Genomic DNA, 20,274 nt, shown 5'->3' on the forward strand with positions numbered 1-20,274 from the left:
AACAAAGGAAAAAGACGATGCGCAACTGCCCCGATCTCGCCTCTGCCATCGGCAACACGCCGATGATCCGTCTGCGCCGCGCCTCGGACGCGACGGGCTGCGAAATCTGGGGCAAGGCCGAGTTCATGAACCCCGGGCAGTCGATCAAGGACCGCGCCGCGCTGTATATCATCCGCGATGCCGAAGCGCGCGGTCTGCTGCGCCCGGGTGGGACCATCGTCGAAGGCACCGCCGGCAATACCGGCATCGGGCTGGCGCTGGTCGGCAACTCGCTTGGCTATAAATCGGTGATCGTCATCCCCGAGACCCAGAGCCAGGAGAAAAAGGACATGCTGCGGCTGGCCGGCGCGCATCTGGTCGAGGTGCCGGCCGCCCCCTACAGCAACCCGAACAATTATGTCCGCTATTCCGGCCGTCTGGCCGAGGCGCTGGCGGCGACCGAGCCGAACGGCGCGATCTGGGCCAACCAGTTCGACAACGTGGCCAACCGGCAGGCGCATTTCGAGGGCACCGGCCCCGAGATCTGGGAACAGACCGGCGGCAAGGTCGACGGGTTCGTCTGCTCGGTCGGTTCGGGGGGGACGCTGGCGGGCGTGGCCATGGCGCTGCAACCCAAGGGTGTCAAGATCGGCCTTGCCGACCCCGAGGGCGCGGCGCTGTTTTCCTATTACACGACCGGCAGGTTCGAAAGCCCCGGCAGTTCGATCACCGAAGGCATCGGTCAGGGCCGCATCACCGCCAACCTCGACGGCATAACCCCCGACATGGCGTGGCGCATCCCCGATGCCGAGGCATTGGGATACTGCTTTGACGTGCTGGAGCATGAGGGGCTTTGCCTTGGCGGCTCGTCCGGCATCAACATCGCCGGCGCGGTGCGCATGGCGCGCGACATGGGCCCAGGCCACACCATCGTGACGGTGCTGTGCGACTATGGCACGCGCTATCAGACCAAGCTGTATAATCCCGATTTCCTGCGCGCCAAGGGCCTGCCGGTCCCGGAATGGCTTGCCCGCAAGCCCGCGCCGATGCCCGAAGTCTTCCAAGGATAAAGCCTGTGCTGCGCCAATTTCTCGCCACGCTTACGGCGGTCCTTTTCCTGATCACGGCCAGCTTTGCCCAGGCGCAGGAACCGGCGGCGCCGAATTACGCCGCATGGGAACAGCTTGCCACGCAGGCCGAAGGGATCATACAGTCCGCCGGCGCGTCGAATGCCCGGTTGGAGGCGCTGCGGGCCAGCGTGGTCGATTGGCGCACTAAGTTCCAGAAGGCGCAGGGCACCAACAGCACCCGCATCGCCACGCTGCGGGATCAGATCGCGGCGCTGGGTCCGGCGCCGGCAGAGGGTGCGACCGAGGCCGAAGACGTCGCCGCCCGCCGCACCGCACTGACCGAACAATTGGCAGAGCTTCAGGCCCCTGCCCTGAACGCGGTCGAGGCCTATAGCCGCGCCGATGCGATCGTTTCGCTAATCGACAAGACCCTGCGCGAAAGGCAGGCGAGCGAGCTGCTGCGGATTTCGCCCACCCCGCTGAACCCGGCCAACTGGAACGACGCCTATACGGACGGGAAAAAGCTGCTCGCGGGTCTGGGCGGCGAAGTCCAGAAACGGATAGACAACGCCGGCACCCGCGCCGAGTTGCGGCGGAATTTTCTGGTCATCGCGGTTCTTGTCCTGATTGGGATGCTGCTGCTCGGCTACGGGCGGCGCTGGGTCGACCGCCTGCCGCAACGGCTGTCATCGCGGGCCTCGGAATACGCGCGGTCGGCGCTGGAATTTCTGGTATCGCTGACCCAGATCATCATCCCGACGCTCGGCGTCATCCTGCTGGCCGTCGCGCTGGAGATTTCGGGCATCCTCGGCACATGGTGGCAACCGATCCTGCAACTGCTGCCCGGTGCCGGTCTTGGCTTTTTCATCGGCCGCTGGCTGGCGGTGCGGATGTTCCCATCGGACAAGCTGGGCGATCTGACGCTTGATCTGCCGCCGGCCCGGCGGACCGAGGCGCGGCTGCACACCACGGTGCTTGCGGCGCTGGCCGCGATTCACGGCATCGTCTCGACCGCGATCCTTCCGCTTGGCGGCTTCGTCCGCCCCGAGACAAGCGCCGATGCCGTGCCGATGGAGTTTTCCGAGGCGGCGGCGGCGGTGCTGCATTTCCCGCTGATCGTTCTGGGCGCGCTGGTGCTGTTCCGGCTGTGCCAGATCCTGCGCCGCGCCTCACGCGATGTCAAAAATCAGGATCAGGTTTACCGGCTGCGCATCGTCACCTATGTCGGCGCCGCCGGGGTGGTGGTTTCGATCGTTGCGCCGATCGCGGCGGCCATCGGCTATATCAACGCGGCCAATGCGCTGCTGTGGCCGTCGATCGTCTCGATCGGGCTCGTCTTTATCCTGATGGTGCTGCAGGATTTCGTCGGCGATCTTTGGGGTCTGATCCGACGCGACAGCACCGGCGCGCGCGATGCGCTGGTTCCGGTGCTGATCGGCTTCGTGCTGGTCCTTGCCGCCCTGCCGCTGTTCGCGCTGATCTGGGGGGCACGGGTCGAGGACCTGAACGAGCTGTGGACCTCGGCCCGGCGCGGGATTGCCCTGGGCGACTTCCGGTTGTCTCCGACCGCACTTCTGACCTTCATCTTCGTCTTTACCGTCGGCTATCTGCTGACCCGGGTCCTTCAGGGCGCGTTCCGGACCTCGATCCTGCCCAAGACCAAGATCGACGAGGGCGGCCAGACCGCCATCGTCTCGGGTCTGGGTTATCTGGGGATCTTTCTGGCCACGCTGATGGGCATCACCTCGGCCGGGATCGACCTGTCGTCACTGGCGATCGTTGCCGGTGCGCTGTCGGTCGGTATCGGTTTCGGCCTTCAGAACATCGTGTCGAACTTTGTGTCCGGGATCATCCTTCTGGTCGAACGGCCGATCACCGTCGGTGACTGGATCGAGGTCGGGGCCCGGCAGGGGATCGTGCGCCGTATCTCGGTCCGCTCGACCCGGATCGAGACCTTCGACCGGACCGAGGTGATCGTGCCGAACGCCGATCTGGTTTCCGGCCAGGTGGTGAACTACACCCGCCAGAACAAGCAGGGCCGGCTGATCGTGCCGGTGGGCGTGGCCTATGGCAGCGACACGAAGGAGGTGGAAGCGATCCTGCGCGACATCGCCGAGGCCGAGCCCACCGCCCTGATAAACCCGCCCCCCAGCGTGCTGTTCCGCGCCTTCGGGCCGGATTCGCTGAATTTCGAGATCCGCATGATCCTGTCCGACATCAATCAGGGCATCTCGATCCACAGCAGGATGAACCACGAGATCCTGAAGCGGTTCGAGGCGGCCGGGATCGACATTCCGTTCACGCAGCGCGACATCTATATCCGCAACGCCCGCGAAATCGGTCAGCCAAAGCCGCCCGCGCGGCGCCCGAAAGCGCGTCCCGACGAGGCCGAGGCCACCTCAGCCGCGCCCGCAACCGAGCAACAGCCGCGCGCGGCCGGTGATGACAAAGCGCCCCCTCCGCTCAGCAGCGGGTTCGAAGCCGACGATGGTGACAACGATCGCTGATCGCGCCCGATAGCCCGGGGGTGGACGGCTCCGGGCTGCCGTGCAGCGCGGTGCCGGGAAAACCTCGCCCGCCCGCGCGGCGCCCGAAAGCGCGCCCCGACGAGGCCGAGGCCATCTTACCCGCGCCCGTCACCGAGCAACAGCCGAGCGGGGCCGGTGATGACAAAGCGCCCCCCTCCGCTCAGCAGCGGGTTCGAAGCCGACGATGGTGACAACGATCGCTGATCGCGCCCGATAGCCCGGAGGACGGATGCCCCGGGTCTGCCGTGCGGCGCGGTGCCCGGAAACCCTCGCCTGCCCCCTCAGCCCCGGATGCGGCGGCCAGCCTCAGCGGGCAGGCTCATCCGGCAGGTTCGGTTTCGCTGTCCGGCAGACCTTCCCGTGACAGCAGGATCGCGACCGGGCGCAGCCATTCGATCCGCGAGCAGACGATCATCAGCGCGACCGAGATCGGCACCGCCAGAAACATGCCCGGAAAGCCCCAGATCGCGCCCCAGAAAGCCAGCGACAGGATGATGCCGAAGGGCGAAAGCCGCAGCGTCCGGCCCAGCAGATAAGGGTCCAGCACATTGCCGATGATGAACTGGACCGTGGTGCAGGCGATGCCGACGCCGATGGTAAGCTGATCGTTGCCGGACTGCACCCAGGTGACCAGAACGGCCAGAATCGTGGCGATGATCGAGCCGATGGAGGGCAGGAAATTCAGCCCGAAGGTGATCATCGCGATCGGCCCGGCAAGCTCCAACCCCGCGATGGTGAAGATCCACCAGACCGCCATGGCGGTCATGGCGCTGACCACCGCCTTTACCACCAGATAGCGGTTCACCCGGTGCATGATGACGCGAACCGTGTCGCGGAAACGCTCTGCCCCCGCCTTGCCGCCGGCCAGATGCAGCACCTTGACCGGAAACCATGCGCGTTCGGCGAACATGAAGCCGACGAACAGGATGATTAGCATCGACATGGAGACCATGCTCGACGCCTGCCCGGCGATGGAACGCAGCCAGTATGTGATGTTGAAACCGCGCACCGCGGTGGTGATCGCCTCCTGAAAATCGGGGCCGAGGCGGGACGAGATGCCGGCCACCGCGCCCTCGGCCTCGGTCGCATAGCTGATCGCCGTGGACAACAGCTCGTTCACCTGCGCGACGATCGCCGCCGAGAGCCACAGCAACCCCAGCGCGATCATGGCCAGCGCCGCCAGCGTGGCCAGCCAGTTCGGCACCCGCAGCCGCCCGATATGCAGCCGCCCTACCGCGGCGATGGCATCCGAGGTCAGCGAGAAGATGATGATGGCGATGACCAGCGCGATCAGGATGAAACTTGCCTGCACCAGCAGAAACAGGATCAGCGCAAAGGCGATTATACCCAGAAACCCGGTCTGAAGGCGCTGTCGCAAGGCTGAATCGCCGCTGTCCATTCCCGCGTCCCCGCCTGTCCTCGCGCCCCTGCCGCCCGCGCCGTTCCCCGTGTCGTTTCCGCGCCGTTTTCGCGCCTCGTGGCGGTGCGACGGTACCCCGGGCAGCCCTGTCTGGACGCCCACTTTGCTGGACACCCGCCTTGCCTGAATGTCCCCAAGCACCGGCGCGCCGTCAATGGGCGCCGGTGCGATCGGCCGTATCTCAGCCCTGCTCGTCGGATCCGTTCTCGTCGCCCTGTTCGGCGACACGCGCGACCGAAACCACCTCTTCGCCGGGTCCGGTATTGAACACCCTGACCCCGCCGGCCGAGCGCGACCGGAAGCTGATGCCGTCGACCGGCACCCGGATCGACTGTCCGGTCGAGGTCGCCAGCATGATCTGGTCGTCGCTTTCGACCGGGAAGCTCGCGACCAGCGGGCCGCCGCGCATCGCCTTGTCCATCGCCGTCACGCCCTGACCGCCGCGCCCGCGCACCGGATAATCGTGGCTGGAGCTGATCTTGCCGGCGCCGCGCGACGCGATGGTCAGGATCAGATCCTCGGCCGCCGACATCTCGGCATAGCGTTCCTGAGTGATCTGGCCGGCCTCGACGGCCTCCTCGTCCTCGTCGGCCTCGGCGCCGTCGTCCAGCGCCCCGGCGACCGCGCGGCGCATCTTCAGATAGGCGGCGCGTTCGGCGGGGTCGGCCTCGAAATGGCGGATCACCGACATGCTGACGACACGGTCGCCCTTGGCCAGACGGATGCCGCGCACGCCGGTGGAATCGCGGCCCTTGAACACCCGCACGTCGGTGGCGCGGAAGCGGATCGCGCGGCCCTGCGCGGTGACCAGCATGACGTCGTCATCGGCCGTCGCCATGCGCACGTTCACCAGTTCGACCCCCTCGGGCAGCTTCATCGCGATCTTGCCGTTCCGCTTGACCTGCGCGAAATCCGACAGCGCGTTGCGGCGCACATCGCCGTCCGAGGTCGCGAACACGACCTGATAATCGTCCCAATCGGCTTCCGGCGCGTCGACCGGCATCAGCGCCGCGATCGAGACCCCGGGCGGGATCGGCAGGATGTTGACGATCGCCTTGCCGCGCGCATTCCGCCCGGCCAGCGGCAGCCGCCAGGTCTTGAGCCGATAGACCATGCCGTCGGTGGTGAAGAACAAAAGCTCGGTATGGGTATTGGCGACGAAGAGCGTGGTCACCACGTCGTCTTCCTTGGTCGCCATCCCGGCCAGACCCTTGCCGCCGCGCCGCTGGGCGCGGAACTCGGCAAGCGCGGTCCGCTTAATATAGCCGCCCGAGGTGATGGTGACGACCATATCCTCGCGCTCGATCAGGTCCTCGTCCTCCAGATCACCGGCCCAATCGGTGATCTCGGTCCGGCGCGGCACCGCGAACAGCTCCTTCACCTCGCGCAGCTCGTCCGAGATGATCGCCATGATCCGCTCACGCGAGGCAAGAATGGCCAGATAGTCGCGGATCGCATCGGCAAGCTGCTGCAATTCATCGGTGACTTCGCGCACCCCCATCGCCGTCAGGCGCTGCAGACGCAGGTCAAGAATGGCGCGGGCCTGGGTTTCCGACAGGTTATAGGTGCCATCGTCGTTCATCGGATGCAGCGGATCGTCGATCAGCCGCAGATATTCCTCGATCTCGCGGGCGGGCCAGCGCCGGGTCATCAACCGCTCGCGCGCTTCCGCCGGATCGGCCGAGCCGCGGATCGTCGCCACGACCTCATCGACGTTGCTGACCGCGACCGCCAGACCGCAAAGGATATGGCTGCGCTCGCGCGCCTTGCGCAGTTCAAAGGCGGTGCGCCGGGCCACGACCTCTTCGCGGAAGGTGATGAAATAGGTCAGGAAGTCGCGCAGGGTAAGCTGTTCGGGCCGGCCGCCGTTCAACGCCAGCATGTTGGCGCCGAAGGTGGTCTGCATCGGCGTGAACCGGAAAAGCTGGTTCAGCACCACGTCCGGGGTCGCGTCGCGCTTCAGCTCGATCACCACGCGCACGCCCGAGCGGTCGGATTCGTCCTGCACATGGGCGATGCCCTCGATCCGCTTGTCGCGGGCAAGCTCGGCGATCTTCTCGATCAGGTTCGACTTGTTGACCTGATACGGCACTTCGTCGATGACGATGGCATAGCGGTCGCGGCGGATTTCCTCGATCCGGGTGCGGGCGCGCAGCGTGATCGAGCCGCGCCCCTCCAGATAGGCTTTGCGGATGCCCGAGCGGCCAAGGATGATCGCGCCGGTCGGGAAATCCGGGCCGGGGATGATCTCCATCAGCCGTTCGGTCGGCAGATCGGGGTTTTCGATCAGCGCCAGCGTCCCGTCGATCACCTCGCCGAGGTTATGGGGCGGGATGTTCGTCGCCATCCCGACGGCGATGCCGCCCGCGCCGTTGACCAGCATGTTCGGAAAGCGCGCCGGCAGCACCGTCGGCTCGCGGTCCTTGCCGTCATAATTGTCCTGAAACTCGACGGTGTCCTTGTCGATGTCCATCAGCAGGTAATTGGCCACCTTGGCCATCCGCACCTCGGTGTAGCGCATGGCGGCGGCGCTGTCGCCGTCCATGCTGCCGAAGTTGCCCTGCCCGTCCAGAAGCGGCAGCGACATCGAGAAATCCTGCGCCAGACGCACCAGCGCGTCATAGATCGCGGCATCGCCATGGGGGTGGTATTTCCCCATCACGTCGCCGACCGGACGCGCCGATTTGCGATAGGGCTTGTCGAAGGTGTTGCCGCTTTCCTCCATCGCGTAGAGGATGCGGCGGTGCACCGGTTTCAGCCCGTCGCGCAGGTCCGGGATCGCGCGGCTGACGATGACCGACATGGCATAATCCAGATATGCCGTCTTCATCTCGTCCGCGATGTCGATCTGGGGTCCGTCGTGGATCATGACCGGGTGGCGGAGACCGCCGTTTTCATCGTCTTCCGGCGTTTCCGGGGGCAGGTCAGAGGGGGTATCGGACAATGCTTCGCCTCAATATCTTGTTGGCAAAGGGTATATCCGTCCCGGCCCTTGTACGCAATCACCGAGGCGCGCGCAGCAGGGCCAATATCCACATTCCCAGCAGGCCGACCGAAAGAATCCCGTTCCATGCGGCCATCGACAGCCCGAAAAGCGACCACGAGATCTGGTCGCAACGCACCAGCGGCGCCGCCTCGATCTGGGCCAGAAGGTCGCCGGTGGACATCGTGGTGAAATCGACCATCCCCGAGCATTGCGTCGGACCGGCCCACCACTGCTGTTCGACGCCGGCGTGATAGAAGGCGATGGCGGTCCCCAGCGCGATGGCCAGCGCGCCGACCGCCGCCCAGATGCGGCGCGGCCTGACGAACAGCGCCAGCGCCCCGATGATCACCGCCACCAGATGCGGCCAGCGTTGCAGGATGCACAATTCGCACGGCGCATAGCCCATGATCTGCGACGCGATGGCGAACAGAAGCATCGCCGCCGAACCCGCCCCGGCGCCCACCATCAGCCGGCGGGACGAGAAACTTTCAGCAATCATAGGTACCTCAGCAAAACGAAGCCTCCGATGAGGCCGATCATGAAGACGGTGAAGACAAGCCCCAGCCGCCGCTCGATAAAGTCGCGGATCGGCGGGCCGAAACGCCACAAAAGCCCCGCCACGATGAAAAAGCGCCCCGCCCGTCCGACGATGGAGGTCAGGATGAACACAGGCAGCGGCAGGCCGACCGCGCCGGAAAAGATCGTGATCACCTTGAACGGAAACGGCGTCAATGCGGCAAAAAGCACGGCCCAGCCGCCATATTCGGCGAACCGCACGCTAAGCTGCTGGAACGCGGCTTCCTTGCCGTAAACCGTCAGCAGCCATTGCCCGACCGAATCCATCAGCGCCGCCCCGATCCAATAGCCCAGCAGCGCACCGAGGACCGAGCCGACCGTGGCGATCAACGCGATGACAAAAGCCCGTGATCGCTGCGCCAGAACCATCGGGATCATCAGGACATCGGGGGGAATCGGGAAGAACGAGCTTTCGACGAAAGCCACCCCCGCCAGCGCCAGATCAGCCTTCGGGTGCTGAGAAAGGCGCATCGTCCAGTCGTATAGCCGTCTCAGCATTGTCAGCCCTCTGTTTTCGCGCCATGATTTGGCAAGACGCGCCGGAACCGTCAAGGCCGGGTTTGCGTTCGACTGCGTTGTGGTTCGTCCAGATCACGACAAAAGACAGTTCGGTCAGGAGGACGTTACCGGCATGGAATGGCGTGGGCGCCGCGGCAGCGGCAATATTGATGACCGGCGCGGGATGAGCGGCGGCGCGGTTGGCGGCATCGGGTTGGTCGGTACTCTGGCCATTCTGGCGGTCGGCTATTTTTTCGGGATCGACATTTCCCCCATCGTCGCGGGCATGGAACAGCAAAGCCAGCAAACCGAAGGCCCGGTCGAGTTGACGCCCGAACAGAAGCAAGAGGGCGAATTCATGTCGGTCGTGCTGGGCTCGACCGAGCAGGTCTGGGACCAGATTTTCAAGACCCAATTGAACGAGACCTATACGCCGCCGGTGCTGGTCCTGTATTCGGGCATGACCCAGTCCGGTTGCGGCGGCGCCTCGGCGATGATGGGGCCGTTCTATTGCCCGGTGGACAAGAAACTTTATCTGGACACCGATTTCTTCAAGACCATGCGCGACAAGATGGGCGCCGGTGGCGATTTCGCCGCCGCCTATGTCGTCGCCCACGAGGTCGGCCACCACGTTCAGGACCTGATGGGCACGCTGAACAAGTGGAACGCCGTTCGTCAACGCGCCTCCGAACAGGATTCGAACGCCATTTCGGTCCTGATCGAGCTTCAGGCGGATTGCTATGCCGGGGTCTGGGGCAATCACGAGCAGCAGAATTTCCAGTCGCTGACCGAACAGGATGTGCGCGACGCGGTGAACGCCGCCGCCGCGGTCGGCGACGACACGCTGCAAAAGGCAGCCGGGCGCAGCGTCAACGTCGACAGCTTTACCCATGGCAGCGCGGCCCAGCGTCAGGAATGGTTCATGCGCGGCTTCAAATCGGGCGAGGTCGGCCAATGTGACACGTTCAAGGCCGCCGGCCTGTAAACGCGCACCACCCAGCCCATCGAAAAAGGCCGCCCCATTCCGGGCGGCCTTTGCATGTCGGTTCCATGTCGGCGGCCTGTGCATGCCGCCTGCCTTTGCCTATCGGTCGCCGTGGCGCGGTGGGTTTACCGTCCCTGCAACACCCGGATGACCGAAGGCGTCACATTTCCGCCCATCGACTTGTTCAGATCCTCGCGGGTGATCCGGCCGTTGACGATGCCGCGCGTCACGCGCTGGCAATAGCTGCCGGGCATGTTCCGGACCGAGGTGTTGATGATCGCGGCAAGCTGGGCGCGCTGCTGCGCGGGTTTGCTTTTCATCCGCTCGACGCAATTGCTGATGAACGCATTTCGCGCCGCCGGGCTTCCGGCAAGGACTTCGCGACTCGATTCGAACTTGTCCTCGCTGACACCGCACCCCGCCAGCGCGACGAGGGCAAGGACAAGCAATTTGCGACCAGAATGACCCATTACTCAAGCTCCGTTCCACATTCCTGAAAGGACATGGTGACAGAAAACCATCGGCATTCAAGTCTTTGTGATCGGCCTTTCCAGCTTCCGCGGCCGGCGCTCAGGGCCATTTGGCGACCGGCGGCAGGCTCATCAGCACGGCCGTCGCGTCGTGACCGGTCTCGAGCCCGAATTTCGTGCCGCGATCGTAGACAAGGTTATACTCGGCATAAAGGCCGCGGTGGACCAGTTGCGCCTCGCGGTCATCAGCATCGAACGGCTGGGCCATGCGCGCCCGCGCGAGCGGCAGGAAAGCCGGCAGGAAAGCCTCGCCCACGGCCTTGGTAAAGGCGAAATCCGCCGCCCAGTCGCCGGTGTTGTGGTCGTCGAAGAAGATCCCGCCGACACCGCGCGCGCGGCCGCGATGCGGGATAAAGAAATACTCGTCCGCCCAGTCGCGGAACCGTTGATAGTAATCGGCGCCGTAAGGTTCGCAGGCGGCCCGCAGCGTATCGTGGAAATGGGCGGTATCTTCGGGGTATTCGATGCAGGGGTTCAGATCCGCGCCACCGCCGAACCACCATGCGCCCGGGGTCCAGAACATGCGGGTGTTCATGTGAACCGCCGGCGCATGCGGGTTCTGCATATGCGCGACAAGGCTGATCCCGCTGGCCCAGAACCGCGGATCGCCGTCGATGCCGGGCACACCGCGCGCCGCCATCGCCGTGCGGGCGCGCGGGTTCAGCGTGCCATGGACCTCGGACCAGTTGACGCCGATCTTCTCGAACACCCGGCCGCCGCGCATCACCGACATGATGCCGCCGCCGCCGTCGGGACGGGTGGTGGGGCTGACCTCGAACCGGCCGGCGGTCCCGTCGCCGCCGAAGCTGTCCTCGAGTTCCTCGAAAGCCGCGACGATGCGATCGCGCAGGGTCCGGAACCAATTCGCCGCCTCGCGCCTTTCGGTATCAAGCATTTCCATCCGGTTCCTTTCGTGATTTGCACGCGACGTCGACCGCGCGCTAGAGTTTCCCGGCATCAGATAAAGGTCCCCATCATGGCCCGCAACGCACCAATTGCCGCACTTGCCGCACTCGGACTTCTCGCCGCCTGCGGCACGCCTCAGGAACAATGCATCAGCCGCCAGACGCGCGAACTGCGCACGGTGACCAACCTGCTGGCCGAGGTCGAGGGCAATCTGGCCCGCGGCTATGCCTGGGAAGAACGCGAGGTGCTGTCGCGCGAATGGGATGATTGCGCGCGCGTGGTGCGGGGCAGAAACGGCGAACGGGACGTGATCTTTGTGCCCTGCATGCGGACCGTCAGCGATACCGAGCGTTACCGCGTGCCGATCGACCCGGCCGCCGAGATGCGCAAACGCGACGGGCTGCGGGAACGCCGCGCCGTCCTGACCCGGCAGGCCGAGGCGGGCGTACGCGCCTGCCGCGCCGCCTATCCCGAAGAGAAGCCGGCGCAGTAGATTCTCGCCGGGTCAAACGCGCGGGCAGGTCAGCGCCGGTTGGGTCAGCGGTTGGGTCAGTTTGGGCCGGGTCAGCGTCGCCGCGGCGGTTTGCCTTTGGGGGCGGGTCTGCGCGACATGGCCCCGGTCGCGGTCAGGACCTTGAACCGCCCGTCCCCGGCGATTTCGGCGGAATCGCGAAAGCATTCGCGCAGCACCTGCTCATAGGGAAGCTGCCGGTTCGCGACCATCCACAGCGTCCCCGCCCCGGTCAGAAGCCGCGCGGCGGTCTGGATGAAGGCGCGGCCGAGGCCCGGATCGGCGGCGCGTCCGTCATGGAACGGCGGGTTCATGATGACGCCGTTGACCGGCTCGGGCAGGTGAAAATCCCGCGCATCCGCCCAATGGAACACCGCGCGGGGGTCGGTGATGTTCCTGCGCGCGCATTCAAGCGCGGCGTGATCGGCCTCGACCAGATGCAGCGCGGTGACGCCGGGATGGCGCAGCGCCTGCGCCGCAAGCCAGCCCCAGCCCGCGCCCAGATCCACGATCCGGCTGGGCAGTTTCGCGGGCAGATGGGCGGCCAGCAGCTCTGACGCCGGATCGGGCGCGTCGGCGGAAAACATCCCCGGCATGGTCGTGAAACCCGGTGCCGCCGCGATCGGCGCCGCCGCCCAATCCGCGGGAAGCCACGCGCCGTCGGGGACGATCACCCGGAAAATCCGGCCATGGGCGCGCGAATCCATCTGATCGACTGCGACGAAACCGCGCAGGTCGCGCAACATCGCATCAACGCCGTCCGTCTTTTGTCCGTCGATCCACAGCGCCGCGCCCGGACGCAGACGGCCGGCGGCCTCGGCCACGCGCGCCCGCGCCTCGGCCCGCGCGCGCGGCAGAAACACGATGGCCGCGTCATGCGGCGTCTGCGGTTCGGTCCGCACGTCGAATCCGGCATTGGCAAGCGCGCGATAATCGGGAAAAAACCCTTGTATCACCTCGGTCCGCGCAGGGTCGAAGGCGGACAGATCCGCGTCGCCCCGCGGCCCGTACAGCCCCCATCTTTCGTCGCCCGCGGCCTGTTCCAGCGCCAGCCCAAGGCGCGAACCGGCCACCCTTATTCCTTTTCCATGGTGCATTGCAGCGGATGCTGCTGGCGCCGTGCAAGCTCCATCACCTGCGCCACCTTGGTTTCGGCCACCTCGTGCGAAAATACGCCGACGACGGCCACGCCCTTCTTGTGGACCGTCAGCATGATCTCGATCGCCTGCGCATGGGTCATGCTGAACAGGCGTTCCAGAATATGGACGACAAACTCCATCGGAGTGAAATCGTCGTTCAAAAGCAATACCTTGTACAGCGGCGGCCGTTGCGTTTTCGGTTTGGTCTTGACCGCCGTATCGGCATCGTCGCCGGTGACGGGCGGGGTCTGCGACATGGTGACGGTCATGGTGTCGGCGCGAAAAAACAAATCTTGCTCCAGGAGCGGAAGGCATAAAGCACGGAGGGACAGCCGGAATATAAGGCGATTCTCGTCCGAAGAAAGCCCGCACCCAAGACAATCGGCAGGATTTCTTCGCCGGACGACCGGATCATCCGCCGCGGCGCCGAAAAATTGCGGAAAATGTCGGGTTCCCACAGGTTTCCATGCGTGTTATTATCGAAGAATTAACAAAGGCCAGCGATAAAGACTGCGCCAAGAGGCAAGAGATCGGGACAGTGAAAAAAGCATTAGATCGCATTCGCGCGGGGCTCGTGTCCCTTGCTATCGTCGTACTGCTTCCAGTGGCAGCGGCCGCGGCACCCTTTGCCGCCTTTGTCATGGATGCACGCACGGGACGGGAAATCTATTCGTCGAATGCGGATGCGCGGCTGCACCCGGCGTCGCTGACCAAGATGATGACGCTGTATATCGCGTTTCAGGACATCGAACGCGGTCGCGTCCGGCTTGATTCGCGCTTTACCGTGACCCAGCGCGCCGCGAACGAGCCGCCCTCGAAACTGGGCCTGCGCCCGGGCCAGAAGATCGAGCTGCGTTACCTGATCCGCGCGGCGGCGGTGAAATCCGCCAATGACGCCGCGACGCTGATCGGTGAGGGGCTGGGCGGGTCCGAGGCCGCTTTCGCCCAGCGGATGAACGCCACGGCTCGCGCGCTTGGCATGCGCAACACGCATTTCATGAACGCCAACGGGCTGACCCGCGAAGGGCATTATTCCTCGGCCCGCGACCTGTCGATCCTCGGCCGGCATCTGTTCTATGATTTCCCGCAATATTACTCGATCTTCTCGCGCCGTTCCGCCGATGCGGGGGTCGCGCAGGTGCGCAGCACCAATGCCCGCTTCCTTGACGCTTACGAAGGCGCGGACGGGATCAAGACCGGCTATACGCGCGCGGCGGGGTTCAACCTGACCGCTTCGGCGCAGCGCGGAAACAAGCGCATCATCGCGACCGTGCTGGGTGGCAAATCCACCGCGCATCGCAACGAAATCATGGCACAGCTTTTGGACGCGGGCTTTGGCAAAGCCCCCGCTAAGGTGCGTGAAATACGACCGCAGCCGCCCAAGATTGCCGAACAGCCCAAGGTACGCCGCACCATCCAGGTAGCCCGCGCCGAACTTCCGCCGCCGCCCGCCACCCCGGTCGCGACGCTCGCCTCGCTGTCGGCGCCGACCCATACCACCATTGCGCCCAAGACCGCCGCCCGCCCGGAACGCCGCGCCGATCAGGGCCAACCCGCGCCCGCCGCGCCGGAGAAAGTGGCCGCCGCCCCTGCCCCCGCCGCAGCACCCGACGGGCCGGGTAGTGCCGGTCTGGCCCAAAGCGCCCGCCCGGTCGCGCGTCCCGGAAGCAGCCCGGCCCCGACGCAGGTTGCCGCCGTCGCGCCCGCCGTTGCAGAAGCCGTCGCAGAAGAGGATCCCCCGGAGGCCGAGGGCGATGCAGCGCCGTCAACCGCCGGGATTGCACGGTCGGATCGCCCGGTCGCCGCGCCCAATCGCGACCGCGCCGACGCCGCCCCGCAGCAGGCAGCCACTAGCGCGCCGGTCAATATCGCCGCGGCGAGCACGGCCGGTACGGGTCCGGTGTTCATCCAGACCGCCGCGCCGCAGCCCGAATCGCTCGCACTCGCGGCCTCGCCGGCGCCCGAGGGGCGCTCCGAGACGGTGATTCTCGCCTCGCTCGAGGAAGAGGGTGACCGTTCCGAACCGCCCGAGGCCGTGGAGACCGTCCGGCGCAACAGCAATGATCGCGGCAATTGGGGGATCAGCATCGGCCGCTATCGCTCTCAGGCCGAGGCCGAGCAGTTGCTGATGAAAACCGCCCTTTCGGAAAGCGATACGCTTGGCGTGGCGCGTTCGGGCGTCGCCAACACCAATCGCGGCTTCGAGCCGCGCTTTACCGGCCTGTCCCAGGCCAGCGCCGAACTGGCCTGCCAGCGTCTAGAGGCCCGTCAGTTGAACTGCACGCTGCTGCGCCCCTGACCGGTGCCATAAGCCGCGCGGCCACCAGACGGCCCGGGGCCACCCACCGCAAGACGCCGCCCATCGGGCGGCGTTTTCACTTCGGGCAGAGGCTTGGCAACGGGCTGAAGGCTCGGTTACGGGCAAAGGCTCCGTTACGGGCGCGCTTAACGCCGGACAACGATCGCATCGAACCGGGCCACCGTTGTTTCGCGAGCTAACCAAGCCGGGCCTTTATCGTACCCTACCCAGATCCGTCGGCCATCGCCCCGGCCCTGATCCGGGCTCGGGCGTCCGTCCACATGCCCTTTTTGCCAACAGAAGGACCAACAATCGCGCGAAAGGCCAAACCTCTCGGGGCGCGTCGACCGCGTGGACGTCGACCGCGGGGATGGTGGGTGTTCGGACGCGTGTCGCCACCGGTCATCCGCGTGCTGGCCGCACGTCCCCGTAAGGACGTAGGACGTGGGACCGCCGCACGAGGAACGTTGCCATCGCCGGAAGGCCCGCCGCAGCAGCCCCTGCCCGGCTTTCCTACAACGGATAAAGCAGCGGGATGAACACCGCCGCCACCACCGCCATCAGGATATTCATCGGCAGCCCCACCCGGATGAAATCCGAGAAACGATAGCCGCCCGGGCCGTAAACCAGAGTATTGGTCTGATAGCCGATCGGGGTCGAGAAACAGGCGCTGGCTCCCATCATGACCGCGATGACCAAAGGCCGCGCGTCGACATCCAGATGCCCCGCCAGCGAGATCGCAAGCGGCGTGATGATCACTGCCACGGCGTTATTGGTCACGATCTCGGTCAGCGCCGAGGCGAGCACATAGACCGCCAGCACGATGGCCCAGCTTGGCATCTGGGCCAGCAACGGGCCGACACCGCGCACCACAAGCTGCATGGCGCCCGAATATTCCAGCCCCGCCCCCACCGCGAGCATGCCGAAGATCAGCGCCAGAAGCTGGCCGTCGACAAAGCTCAGCGCCTCATCGGCGTCAATGCAGCGGGTGGCCAGAACCACGCCGACGCCGATGAACGCCAGATACAGGATCGGCGCCACGTCAAAGGACGAAAGCACGACCACAGCCAGCAGCACCGCCATGACGATCGGGGCGTGGCGGCGGCGATAGGCGCGTTCGCTGGGCTGGGCCACGTCGACCATTTCCATATCGCGGGCAAGGCGCTGAATATCCGCCGCCGCCCCTTCCAGCAGCAGCGTGTCGCCGACCCGGACCACCAGATCGTCCAGCTGGCGCCCGATGTTCTGGTTCTTGCGATGCGCCGCCAGCACATAGACGCCATAGCGGCGCCGCAGACGCATCGATCCCAGCGAGCGCCCGATCATGTGGCAGCCGGGCGTGATCAGCACCTCGACCGTTTCGGTCTGGACCGAGCTCAGCTTGTCGACCATGCGCACGTCCTTGTTGCCCTGAAGGCCAAGCACCTCGGACATGGGCGTGCGCAGCACCACGCGGTCCCCCGGTTCCAGCCGCACGGCGGCCAGATCGCGGCGCAGCGAGGCATCGCCGCGCAGCACGTCGATCACCCGGGCGGAATCGCGGCTGAATATGTCGATCTCGTCCAGCGGCTTGCCGATCAGCGAGGATTCCTCGGGGACCGCGACCTCGGTAAAGAACTTCATCCGCGACTTGTTGCTGACCAGATTGGACATGGAATCGCGGTTCGGCAGCAGCCGGGGCGCGACGAAGCCCAGATACAAAAGCCCCGCCACGGCCATGCAGAGACCGATCGGGGTGATCTCGAATATGCCGAAATGCGGCATGCCGGCGGCGGCGGCCACACCGTCGACCAACAGGTTGGTCGAGGTGCCGATCATCGTCATCGTGCCGCCAAGGATCGACATATAAGACAGCGGCATCAAAAGCTTGGACGGCGCAAGCTCCATCTCGCGGGCGATCCGCATGAACACCGGGATCATCACCACAACCAGCGGCGTGTTGTTCATGAAGGCCGACAGCCCCACCACCAGCAGCCCCAGCATCACCAGCGTCGCATGCGGCCGCGTCTTGGCGTGGCGCGCGGCGATATGGCCGATATTGTCCAGCGCCCCGGTGCGCACAAGGGCGCCTACGATGATGAACATGCAGGCGATCGTCCAGGGCGCGCTGTTCGACAGAACCGAGGCGACGTTGTCGACCGGCAGGATCCCCAGAAGCAGCATGACCACCGCGCCCATGATCGCCACCGCCTCGGGCGGATAGGTTTCCCGCACGAACAGGACGAGCATGCCGGCGATGATGCCCAGCGTGACCAACGGCAGGGCAATGCCGGTCAGTTCAATGCCAATCAAGCTGATTCTCCTCGTCCGTTCGGTTGGTTTTCACTGATCGGCGGCGCGGTTTCAAGCCGCGCCCGCCTGCGAAAGCCGCCCCCCGAGACGAATGGGCTGGACCGATTTCGCCAGCCCGCTGCGATCGTCGGTCACGACCAATATGCCCGAAAGCGTCACCTCGCCATTCGCCGGGGTGAACCGCTCGCGCGCCATCCCGGTCAGGAAGCGCCGCATCGGTTCGGCCTTTTCCATGCCGATGACGCTGTCGTAATCGCCGCACATCCCGGCGTCGGACTGATAGGCCGTGCCGCCCGCCAGAATATGGGTGTCGGCGGTGGGCACATGGGTGTGGGTCCCGACCACGACACTGGCGCGCCCGTCGCAGTAATGGCCAAGCGCCATCTTTTCGCTGGTCGCCTCGGCGTGGACATCGACAAGGGACGCCTGCACCAGCCCGCCCGGGGGATGGGCGCGCAGCACCGCATCCACCGCCGAGAACGGATCGTCGAAGGGGCGTTTCATGAACACCTGACCCAGCACCTGCGTGATCAGAATCTTGCGGCCCTGCGTCGCCTCATACACGCGCGCGCCGCGGCCCGGCGCCTCTTTCGCGAAATTGAGCGGCCGGATGATCCGTGGTTCGCGTTCTATGAAGGAAATCATGTCCTTCTGGTCGAAAGCGTGATCGCCAAGGGTGATGCAATCGGCCCCCGCGCCCAGGATCAGCCGGGCATGATCCGCCGTCAGCCCCATCCCGCCCGAGGCGTTTTCGCCGTTCACCACGGCAAAATCGACCCGCAGATCGCGTTTCAGTTCGGGCAGACGGGTGATGATGGCGTTCCGGCCGGCGCGGCCCATGACGTCGCCAAGGAATAAAATTCTCATCCCCGCTAATTAGGACCTGCCCGGTGGCAAAGCAAGCGGCGGGAAACGGGCGTGTCCCGACCGGATGGATACAATTTTAACAAGAATATCGTTGCAATACTGTCGCAGATTACAACTATAGGTAGCACGACGATCTTCTGTTTTTGGAACCATCCGAATGTCTTTCCGGCGCATTATGTCGCTGGCCCTTGGGCTGGCCGTGACCATTTTTGCCCTGACGAATGTGGCGATTGCCCAAGGGCCCGCACTGTCGCGGTCGGTCGTCCTTGTGCCAAAGGGCACGCCCATGCCGCCCGCGACCTGCGAACCGGCCCAGCTTGCCCAAATGACCCGCGAGGCGCTGGCGCGGACCAACGCTTCGCGACGCGCCGCCGGACTCGCGCCACTGGTCGAGGATCCGCGGCTAAGCCGCGTCGCCCTCCGCCACGCCTGCGCAATCGCCGAAATAGGCCGGTTGGAGCATCGCGGGCCGCGTGGCCTGACCCCGATGAAACGGGTCCGGGCTGCGGGTTTCAACGCCTGTTTCACCGCCGAGAATCTGGCGGCGGGGCTTTATGACGCGCGGCGCGCCGTCGCAGCGTGGCAGGCCTCGGACGGGCATCGGCGCAACATGATGGATCGCCGCGCCCGACAGGCCGGTTTCGGCTTTGTCCATGGGGCGGACGGCCGGGTCTGGTGGGTGGGGATCTATGCCGCCGGCTGCGGCTGACCGGGCAGGATCGTATAGATATCGGGGAAACGCGCAAGATAGGCGGCCATAGGCCCGGCGGCGCGGAACTGACGCCACAGCGCGCGCCGGATTTCGCCCGCCGGTGGAAAGGCGCGCACGTCCAGATCGGGGGCGATGCCGCCGGCGTCCGGAAACATGTGATGAAGCCCGTCATAGGCCATCCGCCAGCGCATCGGCACCACCCCGCGCGCGTCCGGCCGCCAAGGCTTTTTCGGCCCGATGAAATGGATCAGGCAGGGATCGGCCATCTGGGTCAGATAGGACGAGGCCCAGGTGTATTGCCAGTTCCACATCGGGCTCATCTCGGCCCAATCGCCATGCAGAACCCCGTTCAGCAACGCCTGATCCCGTCCGACCCCGGCCAGTCTGGTCGCAGCGAATTCGGCGCAGCGGGCCGGCATGTCGGCCTCGGCCCATGCCGCAAGGTCGAACATCACCACCCCGGCATTGAAATAGGGCGCGGCCGCCCAGCCCAGCTTTTTCTGATCCCCGCTCCGCCGGTTCGGCCGGCGCCACTGCTGATGATCGCGCACCGCCGCGACCGCATGACCGTGCATCCCGGCGGCGAACAACCCCGCCGGATCGCCACGGTCGTGCAGAATATCGGCGTCGAGCACCAGGATCCGGCGATAGATCCCCCGCAGGGCCCGCGCCAGAAACACGTCCATATAGGTGGCGACCGACCGCCGCGCATCCAGCGGCAGCCGCGCCTCCAACACCGGATCGCGCGCGGCGACATGCCCTATTCCGGCCGCGATCAGACCGCCGGGCAAGGTTTCCGGGTCCGGCCCGCCGATCAGAATGTCGAAACCGGCCCCCGCCAGCGGCGCGAGTTGCCGCGCGAGAACCGAGGCATAGGGCAGATAATTCGCGTCGCAGGCCACGATCACGGCGCAATCGGACCGCTGCCTGAAGCCGGGGTTGAACGTCAGGTCGGCCATCCGCGCCTCATCACTGA

The 20,274-nt window shown here is 65.7% G+C and carries 17 protein-coding genes; 6 read left to right on the forward strand and 11 right to left on the reverse strand.

Going from position 1 to position 20,274, the window contains the following annotated elements:
- Nucleotides 1-17 precede the first annotated feature (17 nt).
- Nucleotides 18-1,049, forward strand: coding sequence for a cysteine synthase A (locus ACFSCT_RS16315; RefSeq protein WP_379144519.1), 1,032 nt, complete (start codon nucleotides 18-20; stop codon nucleotides 1,047-1,049).
- A gap of 5 nt (nucleotides 1,050-1,054) precedes the next feature.
- Nucleotides 1,055-3,556 (forward strand): DUF3772 domain-containing protein, encoded by a 2,502-nt coding sequence (locus ACFSCT_RS16320; RefSeq protein ID WP_379144521.1) that lies wholly within the window; start codon nucleotides 1,055-1,057, stop codon nucleotides 3,554-3,556.
- A 340-nt stretch (nucleotides 3,557-3,896) separates the two neighbouring features.
- On the opposite strand, the gene ACFSCT_RS16325 is transcribed toward ACFSCT_RS16320, so the two are convergent.
- The 4 genes from ACFSCT_RS16325 to ACFSCT_RS16340 form a co-directional block, all read right to left on the reverse strand.
- Nucleotides 3,897-4,976, reverse strand: coding sequence for an AI-2E family transporter (locus ACFSCT_RS16325; RefSeq protein ID WP_379144524.1), 1,080 nt, complete (start codon nucleotides 4,974-4,976; stop codon nucleotides 3,897-3,899).
- Between the two features lie 202 nt (nucleotides 4,977-5,178).
- Entirely contained in the window at nucleotides 5,179-7,866 is a 2,688-nt protein-coding gene (gene gyrA / locus ACFSCT_RS16330) for a DNA gyrase subunit A (RefSeq protein ID WP_379144728.1), read from the reverse strand.
- 133 nt (nucleotides 7,867-7,999) lie between these two features.
- Nucleotides 8,000-8,482 (reverse strand): disulfide bond formation protein B, encoded by a 483-nt coding sequence (locus ACFSCT_RS16335; RefSeq protein ID WP_379144526.1) that lies wholly within the window; start codon nucleotides 8,480-8,482, stop codon nucleotides 8,000-8,002.
- Entirely contained in the window at nucleotides 8,479-9,057 is a 579-nt protein-coding gene (locus ACFSCT_RS16340; RefSeq protein WP_379144529.1) for a YqaA family protein, read from the reverse strand. The genes ACFSCT_RS16335 and ACFSCT_RS16340 overlap by 4 nt, the downstream gene beginning before the upstream one ends.
- A gap of 133 nt (nucleotides 9,058-9,190) precedes the next feature.
- Here ACFSCT_RS16340 and ypfJ point away from each other — a divergent pair, with 133 nt between their 5' ends.
- The gene (gene ypfJ, locus ACFSCT_RS16345) at nucleotides 9,191-10,042 is read left to right on the forward strand and encodes a KPN_02809 family neutral zinc metallopeptidase (protein ID WP_379144532.1); all 852 of its coding nucleotides are present in this window, start codon (nucleotides 9,191-9,193) and stop codon (nucleotides 10,040-10,042) included.
- A 125-nt stretch (nucleotides 10,043-10,167) separates the two neighbouring features.
- Here ypfJ and ACFSCT_RS16350 read toward each other — a convergent pair whose 3' ends face one another.
- The gene (locus ACFSCT_RS16350; RefSeq protein ID WP_379144534.1) at nucleotides 10,168-10,512 is read right to left on the reverse strand and encodes a hypothetical protein; all 345 of its coding nucleotides are present in this window, start codon (nucleotides 10,510-10,512) and stop codon (nucleotides 10,168-10,170) included.
- Between the two features lie 100 nt (nucleotides 10,513-10,612).
- Entirely contained in the window at nucleotides 10,613-11,473 is an 861-nt protein-coding gene (gene hemF / locus ACFSCT_RS16355) for an oxygen-dependent coproporphyrinogen oxidase (protein ID WP_379144537.1), read from the reverse strand.
- Nucleotides 11,474-11,548: 75 nt separating this feature from the next.
- Between hemF and ACFSCT_RS16360 the strand changes: the two genes are divergently transcribed.
- Nucleotides 11,549-11,971, forward strand: coding sequence for a hypothetical protein (locus ACFSCT_RS16360; RefSeq protein ID WP_379144539.1), 423 nt, complete (start codon nucleotides 11,549-11,551; stop codon nucleotides 11,969-11,971).
- Between the two features lie 71 nt (nucleotides 11,972-12,042).
- Here ACFSCT_RS16360 and ACFSCT_RS16365 read toward each other — a convergent pair whose 3' ends face one another.
- Nucleotides 12,043-13,062 (reverse strand): class I SAM-dependent methyltransferase, encoded by a 1,020-nt coding sequence (locus ACFSCT_RS16365; RefSeq protein WP_379144541.1) that lies wholly within the window; start codon nucleotides 13,060-13,062, stop codon nucleotides 12,043-12,045.
- Nucleotides 13,063-13,064: 2 nt separating this feature from the next.
- The gene (gene clpS / locus ACFSCT_RS16370) at nucleotides 13,065-13,397 is read right to left on the reverse strand and encodes an ATP-dependent Clp protease adapter ClpS (RefSeq protein WP_379144730.1); all 333 of its coding nucleotides are present in this window, start codon (nucleotides 13,395-13,397) and stop codon (nucleotides 13,065-13,067) included.
- 371 nt (nucleotides 13,398-13,768) lie between these two features.
- On the opposite strand from clpS, the gene ACFSCT_RS16375 reads away from it, so the two are divergent.
- Nucleotides 13,769-15,427, forward strand: a complete 1,659-nt coding sequence (locus ACFSCT_RS16375; protein WP_379144543.1) for a serine hydrolase — start codon at nucleotides 13,769-13,771, stop codon at nucleotides 15,425-15,427.
- A 513-nt stretch (nucleotides 15,428-15,940) separates the two neighbouring features.
- On the opposite strand, the gene ACFSCT_RS16380 is transcribed toward ACFSCT_RS16375, so the two are convergent.
- Entirely contained in the window at nucleotides 15,941-17,719 is a 1,779-nt protein-coding gene (locus tag ACFSCT_RS16380; RefSeq protein ID WP_379144545.1) for an SLC13 family permease, read from the reverse strand.
- A gap of 51 nt (nucleotides 17,720-17,770) precedes the next feature.
- Nucleotides 17,771-18,586: a TIGR00282 family metallophosphoesterase gene (locus ACFSCT_RS16385; protein ID WP_379144547.1), complete on the reverse strand. Its 816-nt coding sequence runs from the start codon at nucleotides 18,584-18,586 to the stop codon at nucleotides 17,771-17,773.
- Between the two features lie 157 nt (nucleotides 18,587-18,743).
- On the opposite strand from ACFSCT_RS16385, the gene ACFSCT_RS16390 reads away from it, so the two are divergent.
- A complete protein-coding gene (locus ACFSCT_RS16390) occupies nucleotides 18,744-19,295 on the forward strand; it encodes a CAP domain-containing protein (RefSeq protein ID WP_379144549.1) in 552 nt (183 codons plus the stop codon).
- Here ACFSCT_RS16390 and ACFSCT_RS16395 read toward each other — a convergent pair.
- Nucleotides 19,274-20,257 carry a glycosyltransferase family 8 protein gene (locus ACFSCT_RS16395; RefSeq protein WP_379144551.1) on the reverse strand — a complete coding sequence of 328 codons (984 nt, stop codon included), beginning with the start codon at nucleotides 20,255-20,257 and terminating at the stop codon, nucleotides 19,274-19,276. The two genes, ACFSCT_RS16390 and ACFSCT_RS16395, sit on opposite strands and share 22 nt — an antisense overlap.
- Between the last annotated feature and the right edge of the window lie 17 nt (nucleotides 20,258-20,274).

Source organism: Paracoccus pacificus (genome assembly GCF_042680785.1).
GTDB classification, from domain to species: Bacteria; Pseudomonadota; Alphaproteobacteria; order Rhodobacterales; family Rhodobacteraceae; genus Paracoccus; species Paracoccus pacificus.

Bases quoted from the DNA above. Each gene is read 5' to 3' on its own strand.
- ACFSCT_RS16360 (WP_379144539.1), top strand. From the start codon at position 11,549: ATGGCCCGCAACGCACCAATTGCCGCACTTGCCGCACTCGGACTTCTC.
- ACFSCT_RS16390 (WP_379144549.1), top strand. From the start codon at position 18,744: ATGTCTTTCCGGCGCATTATGTCGCTGGCCCTTGGGCTGGCCGTGACC.
- hemF (WP_379144537.1), bottom strand. From the start codon at position 11,473: ATGGAAATGCTTGATACCGAAAGGCGCGAGGCGGCGAATTGGTTCCGG.
- ACFSCT_RS16315 (WP_379144519.1), top strand. From the start codon at position 18: ATGCGCAACTGCCCCGATCTCGCCTCTGCCATCGGCAACACGCCGATG.
- ACFSCT_RS16375 (WP_379144543.1), top strand. From the start codon at position 13,769: ATGGATGCACGCACGGGACGGGAAATCTATTCGTCGAATGCGGATGCG.
- gyrA (WP_379144728.1), bottom strand. From the start codon at position 7,866: ATGATCCACGACGGACCCCAGATCGACATCGCGGACGAGATGAAGACG.
- clpS (WP_379144730.1), bottom strand. From the start codon at position 13,397: ATGACCGTCACCATGTCGCAGACCCCGCCCGTCACCGGCGACGATGCC.
- ACFSCT_RS16325 (WP_379144524.1), bottom strand. From the start codon at position 4,976: ATGGACAGCGGCGATTCAGCCTTGCGACAGCGCCTTCAGACCGGGTTT.
- ACFSCT_RS16340 (WP_379144529.1), bottom strand. From the start codon at position 9,057: ATGCTGAGACGGCTATACGACTGGACGATGCGCCTTTCTCAGCACCCG.
- ACFSCT_RS16385 (WP_379144547.1), bottom strand. From the start codon at position 18,586: ATGAGAATTTTATTCCTTGGCGACGTCATGGGCCGCGCCGGCCGGAAC.
- ACFSCT_RS16335 (WP_379144526.1), bottom strand. From the start codon at position 8,482: ATGATTGCTGAAAGTTTCTCGTCCCGCCGGCTGATGGTGGGCGCCGGG.
- ACFSCT_RS16350 (WP_379144534.1), bottom strand. From the start codon at position 10,512: ATGGGTCATTCTGGTCGCAAATTGCTTGTCCTTGCCCTCGTCGCGCTG.
- ypfJ (WP_379144532.1), top strand. From the start codon at position 9,191: ATGGAATGGCGTGGGCGCCGCGGCAGCGGCAATATTGATGACCGGCGC.
- ACFSCT_RS16395 (WP_379144551.1), bottom strand. From the start codon at position 20,257: ATGGCCGACCTGACGTTCAACCCCGGCTTCAGGCAGCGGTCCGATTGC.